The 6,298-nt window shown below is 40.8% G+C and carries 9 protein-coding genes; 6 read left to right on the plus strand and 3 right to left on the minus strand.

Annotated features, from left to right (window positions below; translation table 11 throughout):
- On the plus strand, window positions 1–187 hold a 187-nt coding region (locus WB217_RS04235; protein ID WP_423990944.1), incomplete at its 5' end, for a spore photoproduct lyase family protein.
- 91 nt (window positions 188–278) lie between these two features.
- Complete coding sequence (locus WB217_RS04240; RefSeq protein ID WP_423990946.1) at window positions 279–1,163, plus strand: patatin-like phospholipase family protein; 885 nt, start codon at window positions 279–281, stop codon at window positions 1,161–1,163.
- An 11-nt stretch (window positions 1,164–1,174) separates the two neighbouring features.
- On the opposite strand, the gene WB217_RS04245 is transcribed toward WB217_RS04240, so the two are convergent.
- Window positions 1,175–1,546 (minus strand): SA1362 family protein, encoded by a 372-nt coding sequence (locus WB217_RS04245; protein WP_423990948.1) that lies wholly within the window; start codon window positions 1,544–1,546, stop codon window positions 1,175–1,177.
- A gap of 373 nt (window positions 1,547–1,919) precedes the next feature.
- Between WB217_RS04245 and WB217_RS04250 the strand changes: the two genes are divergently transcribed.
- The 4 genes from WB217_RS04250 to efp all read left to right on the plus strand — a co-directional run bounded on the left by WB217_RS04250 (window position 1,920) and on the right by efp (window position 4,606).
- A complete protein-coding gene (locus WB217_RS04250; RefSeq protein ID WP_423990950.1) occupies window positions 1,920–2,435 on the plus strand; it encodes a YqhR family membrane protein in 516 nt (171 codons plus the stop codon).
- 78 nt (window positions 2,436–2,513) lie between these two features.
- On the plus strand, window positions 2,514–2,960 hold the full coding sequence (aroQ, locus tag WB217_RS04255) for a type II 3-dehydroquinate dehydratase (protein WP_423990952.1): 447 nt from the start codon (window positions 2,514–2,516) through the stop codon (window positions 2,958–2,960).
- Window positions 2,961–2,964: 4 nt separating this feature from the next.
- On the plus strand, window positions 2,965–4,026 hold the full coding sequence (locus WB217_RS04260; protein WP_423990954.1) for a M24 family metallopeptidase: 1,062 nt from the start codon (window positions 2,965–2,967) through the stop codon (window positions 4,024–4,026).
- A gap of 22 nt (window positions 4,027–4,048) precedes the next feature.
- Window positions 4,049–4,606 (plus strand): elongation factor P, encoded by a 558-nt coding sequence (efp, locus tag WB217_RS04265; RefSeq protein ID WP_335431243.1) that lies wholly within the window; start codon window positions 4,049–4,051, stop codon window positions 4,604–4,606.
- Window positions 4,607–4,863: 257 nt separating this feature from the next.
- On the opposite strand, the gene WB217_RS04270 is transcribed toward efp, so the two are convergent.
- Window positions 4,864–5,226: a rhodanese-like domain-containing protein gene (locus tag WB217_RS04270; RefSeq protein ID WP_423990956.1), complete on the minus strand. Its 363-nt coding sequence runs from the start codon at window positions 5,224–5,226 to the stop codon at window positions 4,864–4,866.
- Window positions 5,227–5,422: 196 nt separating this feature from the next.
- Window positions 5,423–6,085, minus strand: coding sequence for an SIMPL domain-containing protein (locus WB217_RS04275; RefSeq protein WP_423990958.1), 663 nt, complete (start codon window positions 6,083–6,085; stop codon window positions 5,423–5,425).
- Window positions 6,086–6,298 lie beyond the last annotated feature (213 nt).

Raw genomic sequence — 6,298 nt, forward strand, 5'->3', positions numbered from 1 at the left:
TGTGATTCAAAAACGGTACCCAAAATCAAAGCTGGAAATGGATGAAGAAAAACGAAAGTATAAATGGGGGCGCTACGGAATCGGAAAGTATGTATATCAAACGGATGAAGCCAAGGATCTTGAAAACACGATTCGCGGATATATTCATTCGTTCTTCCCGGAAGCGGAGATTCAATACTTCACATAATATAAAAATTTTCAACTTGTACGCCGTACTATTTTACAAAATGTGCGCTTAAAGATGTAACAATGGGATTACATCGACGGGAGTGGCTCATATGTATATAGACGGCGTGTTTTCCGGCGGAGGAATCAAAGGATTTGCGTTGATCGGTGCCTGTGCTGCAGTTGAGGAACGAGGGTTCAGATTCAAACGGGTAGCTGGTACAAGTGCTGGTTCGTTGGTGGCTGGATTGCTTGCAGCCGGGTATACAAGCACAGAAATGGCTAGCCTTGTTGGTGAGCTGAACCTTAAGAATTTTCTCGACTCAAGAAAAACAATTATCCCTTCAGCACTGACTAAATGGCTGTTTGTATATTGGCGTATGGGATTATATAAGGGGGATGAGCTGGAATGCTGGATCGCAGAAACACTTGCCGCGAGAGGGTTGCGGACATTTGGTGATCTGGCTCCGGATGCACTTAGAATCATCGCTTCAGATTTAACGAATGGAAGATTATTGATCCTTCCTGATGATCTTCCGAAGTACGGTATCGACCCAAGAACTTTTCCGGTAGCAAGAGCAATAAGGATGAGCTGCAGTCTGCCATTCTTTTTTGAACCAGTAAAACTAAGGGACCGCATCAGTACGAATATCGTGGTGGATGGTGGTGTATTGAGCAATTTTCCCATGTGGCTATTTGACAAGGATAACGTGAAAAAAGTGCGGCCGGTTCTCGGAGTGCAGCTCAGCCATCATTTAACGCAGCAGCCAACAAACAAAATCAAAAATGCCTTGCAAATGTTCGATGCATTATTTGAAACGATGAAGGATGCTCATGACTCCAGATATATTTCGCGCAAGCATGAAAAAAATATTATATTCATACCAACTGAAGGGTCATTGACGACTGAATTTCAGCTGACTAATGAAAAAAAATTAGAGCTGATCGAACTAGGTAAAAAAAACGCAGATAAATTCTTTAAATCCTGGTGTTATTAAAAAAAATCGGGCTAAAACGAAGCCCGATTTTTTTTCTTGCTTTTTTTGCCATCAATTACAGTTAAATGGGACGCATCCTTTTTCTTGTTGCGGGCAGATGCCAGGGACCTAATTTTAGAACGCTTAGATGAAGAAGTCGTTTCTTTTGCCTGAAACCGTTTCTTGGACCGCTTTGCCGCTTTTAAAAATGCTCGCTGTTGCTGCTTTCCAGGGCTGCTTCCAGAAAAACGTCTTACTAGATAATAAATCACTGCACCGACCAATGCGACAACAGCAAGGGTTTTAATAACACCAACAGGATCGCTTATCAATTTCGATACTATTCCGATAATTGAAAGGACAATGAGTCCTGTAACCAAATACTTAGAAGTTCGATTATTCAAAGTAAGCCACCTCCCTAAAAGCATCATGAGCATTTTTTTAGTCTTTTAAACTAGCTAACGCTTACTTTATACAATTTCTTCGGTTTTATACTATTCTCCTGCTTCTTTTTCCTTTTTTAGAAGCGCTTTAAACGAGAGAATGAAAGTTGAAATTTGTTTCAAGGAAATAAAGGACTTAAGAAACCCTTATCTCTAAAGTTAAGGACTTTATTACTCATAAAAATCTATGAAGAGATTTTTAAATACCTTAACTTTATTTTACTAAAAAAAAGCATAAACCACTATATGCTTTCTGACCTCATCACAACATTTTTATCCAGTTCATGCAATTGATTTCCTTCTACGGGACATACTAAAAACGGAGGTGCAACTAATGGCAGAAAATCATGAAAACCTTGAACAGAATCAACGAGAAAAACCTATGTCTTTCCTTACGTTGACGATTATTACAGGATTATTTGGCGGGGTATTTTGGAGTGCCTTGGCATACTTAGCCTATATTTTCAATTTTACGGAGATACGTCCAAATGTCATTCTTGAGCCGTGGGCATTAGGGAAATGGAAAGAGCAGTGGCTAGGTACGGTGATTTCAATCATTGCAATCGGCCTTTTTTCAATCGGTGCCGCACTCGTTTATTATTCAGCTATGAGAAAAATTAAATCCATTTGGGCAGGTGCCGCTTTTGGATTAGTGTTATTTTTGCTAGTATTTTATGTCTTGAATCCAATATTCCCTGGAATTAAGCCGTTCTGGGACCTATCAAGGAACACCTTAATTACTTCTGCTTGTTTTTATATCCTCTATGGTGTTTTTGTTGGCTATTCGATTTCCTATGAGGAACAGGAAATCCGCAGCCGAGAGAAAAAACATAAAGAGGTTCCTTCTTAAGCATGTCTAAGTAGTTTTCATGAATTTAGTTATGTTAGAATGTTCTTAATGAACATTCTTTTTTTACGGGAGCTTTATATGAGAAAAATACTTCTGCTTAACGGGCCCAATTTGAACCGTCTGGGAAAAAGGGAACCGGGAATATATGGTAGCATGACGCTGGACGATTTGGAGAACAGAATAATTACGCTTGGTGCAGAATTGCAGCTGGAGGTTAATTGTTATCAATCCAATCATGAAGGAGAATTGATAGATAAACTTCATGAGGCAGAAGACACTGGTGTTGATGGCATCATTTTTAACCCGGGAGCATTTACGCATTATAGTTATGCCATCAGGGATGCGATAGCAGGAATAAATTGTCCCGTTATCGAAGTACATATTTCAAATGTTTATGAAAGAGAAGCGTTCAGGCACAAATCTGTCATAGCTCCTGTTTCAAAAGGGCAAATTGCTGGTCTTGGCCTAATTGGCTATGAGTTGGCGCTAGAAGCTTTTAAAAGGGAAGAAAAAGGGGAGGAATAAGGTTATGGAAAAGATACAAAAATTGCGTGCAACCTTTGATACACTCGGCATAGATGGAATGCTGGTAACAAGCGAATATAACCGCCGTTACATGACTGGGTTCACTGGTTCTGCTGGCATGGTGTTAATCACTAATGAAAAAGCTTTATTTATTACTGATTTCCGTTATACAGAGCAGGCAGCCAAGCAATGCGAAGGCTACGATGTGGTCCTTCATAAAGGACTCATCCAGGATGAGGTTGCGGCCCAGACGAAAAACCTTGGAATTAAGAAGCTGGGATTTGAACAAGATCATGTTACATATTCAGCGTTCAAAACCTTTGATAAAGCGATTGAAGCTGAGCTTGTACCTGTATCGAGTGAAATTGAAAAGTTACGCTTGATTAAGACTGATTCAGAGATTAAGATATTAAAGGAAGCAGCAGCCATTGCAGATGCTGCGTTTACACATATACTTGAGTTTATCCGTCCAGGGAGAACAGAGCTGGAGGTATCGAATGAACTAGAATTCTTCATGAGAAAGCAGGGAGCTACTTCTTCTTCATTTGATATTATCGTAGCGTCAGGCTACCGTTCTGCCCTTCCACACGGTGTGGCAAGTGACAAGGTGATTGAAGCGGGAGACTTTGTTACCCTTGATTATGGTGCTTATTATAAAGGTTATGTTTCTGATATTACGCGGACAGTTTCAGTTGGCAAGCCAGCTGACAAACTGAAGGAAATCTATGACATCGTACTTGAAGCCCAGCTTCGAGGCATGGCAGGGATTAAGCCGGGAATGATAGGCAAAGAAGCCGACGCGCTGACTAGAAATTTTATCACAGAAAAAGGATATGGAGAATACTTCGGACATTCAACTGGACATGGCATTGGCCTCGAAGTGCATGAGGGTCCTGGACTTTCATCTAGATCTGAGACCGTACTGGAGCCAGGAATGGTTGTTACAGTAGAACCGGGAATCTATATCGCTGGCCTTGGCGGGGTCCGGATTGAAGACGATACCGTGATTACATTAGACCATAACGAGTCCTTGACACATTCTACAAAAGAACTCATCATACTTTAAGACGACACTAGGAGGACAAACAATGATTTCAGTAAATGATTTTCGTACTGGTTTAACAATCGAAGTGGATAATGGCATTTGGCGTGTACTTGATTTCCAACACGTAAAGCCGGGAAAAGGAGCAGCGTTTGTACGCTCAAAGCTTCGTAACCTACGTACTGGAGCAATCCAGGAAAAAACTTTCCGCGCTGGCGAAAAAGTAGCAAAAGCGCAGATTGAAAACCGTAAAATGCAATATTTATATGCTAGCGGCGATCAGCATGTGTTCATGGATAATGAGTCTTATGAGCAGATTGAATTACCAGGAAATTCTATCGAATATGAATTGAAATTCCTTAAGGAAAACATGGAAGTACACATTATGACATTTGGCCACGAAACTCTTGGGGTTGAACTTCCAAACACTGTTGAGTTAGAAGTAACTGAAACAGAACCGGGGATTAAAGGTGATACTGCTTCTGGCGGAACAAAGCCTGCAATCATGGAAACTGGTCTTTCTGTCCAGGTTCCTTTCTTCATCAACCAAGGTGACAGACTGATCATCAACACAACTGACTCATCTTACGTATCACGCGCTTAATTAAAAACCTGCCTTTTGGCAGGTTTTTTGTTTGATATAGGCTGTTTTCGCATTGATTTTTGCTTTTCGAACAAGTAGTTGAATCCGCCAATTGAAAGGTATCAAGGCTCTTTTCAAGGAGACTTCTGAACTAAATTTACATTAAAACTCGAAAAACTCAGATGTCAGTTTTTACTTTCGTTGAGAATGCAACAAAGTTTAAATAAAAGAGCCTTGGTATAAGAAAAAGCATCTCATTAATTGAGATGCTTGCCAGGTTATTGTTCTTTATCAAATCTCCACTCATTCATTCCGCCGCTCATATTGTATATATTCTTGAATCCATTCTCAGTCAGTACTTCGCTTGCTTTCGTTGAACGGTTTCCGCTTTGGCATACAACAACATATTTTTGTTCTTTTTCAAGCTCAGAAAGCATGCCCTCAAGCACCTGCAAAGGCACTAGTTTTGCCCCGGGAATATGCCCTGCTGCAAACTCTTCTGGTGTTCGGACATCAAGCACTTCAACTTTCCCATTGTCGATCATTTCCTTCGCTTCATCAATAGAAACATCTTTATAGGAACCTGCGGAACAGCCGGTAACCATCAATAGAAAGCTGATTGCTGCTAAGATTTTTTTCATGTCTATCGCCCCTTATAAATACTTATAAGGGTATTTTACATCAAAGGTAGTCATAAGTGTATAAACAAATTGTATCAGCGGTAATTTTTAAATGACTGCCGGTGCCGGCAGGTAAAAGCGAAGCCCCACGGAAATCACTAGGTGAATTATGCACAGCCAAAAAGAAAAGCCAGGTTGCGCCCGGCTTTACGTTAAGCTAAACAATCGTATAAGTGGCTTTTAGGGTAGCCTTTATCTCTAGTTTTCCTGGTTCAATTGGTGTTCCGCTGCCTGCGCTCTTTTCAAATGATGCAACGAGGTAAGGACCAGGTATTGCCATTTGTGATTCTTCTGTAATGGATAAAAGCTGCGGCTGGGCGGTGATGCCGAACGTTCGAGCAATTGTTTGAGCTTTTTTAAAAGAATCAATAACGGCCAGGGATAGGGCCTGACTATAATATGCCTGTGGGTCAGCAACAGTAAATTGGATATTCATTACCTCATTTGCACCATTTTTCACAGCTGTGTCGATTACCAAACCGACTTGCTCAGCATTGCGTATTGTTATTGTGTAAAGATGGGTTACGCGGTATCCCTGGAATAGCTGTTTGCCGTCTTCATACGTGTAAATGGGATCAATTCTATAATCAGCCGTTTTGATATCGTCTTTTGGAATTCCAATACTTACAAGAGCCGAAACAATGTCATTAGCAATTTTAGCATTGTCCGCCTGTGCCTCCTGGAGATTTGGATTCTCTGTCCGGACTCCGAGTGTTGCCGATGCCTTATTTGGGCTTGCCATGACTGATCCTTCACCGTTTACTGTAATCCTTCTTACATTCTCTGCTCCCCTGAAGCCAGAATATATTCCTTGCACCATTTTTATCCCTCCAAGCTTTTTTCCTCTTTCTCCTATTCTTATGATTGCTTCTTAATTTCCATCACAAGAGGACATAGGAAGTGCTTGAAGAGTAACGATGCATTTCTATTACTCGCCAGCTCCAGGTGTTTTATCCGTATCGTTTTTGTTGTTGTACTTAGGGTCAGTCATAGGAGATTCCTTCAGGCTTCTTGTACCACCAAGGTATGTCGC

It is taken from the genome of Mesobacillus sp., from assembly GCF_049588175.1.
Classification (GTDB): Bacteria; Bacillota; Bacilli; order Bacillales; family Cytobacillaceae; genus Mesobacillus.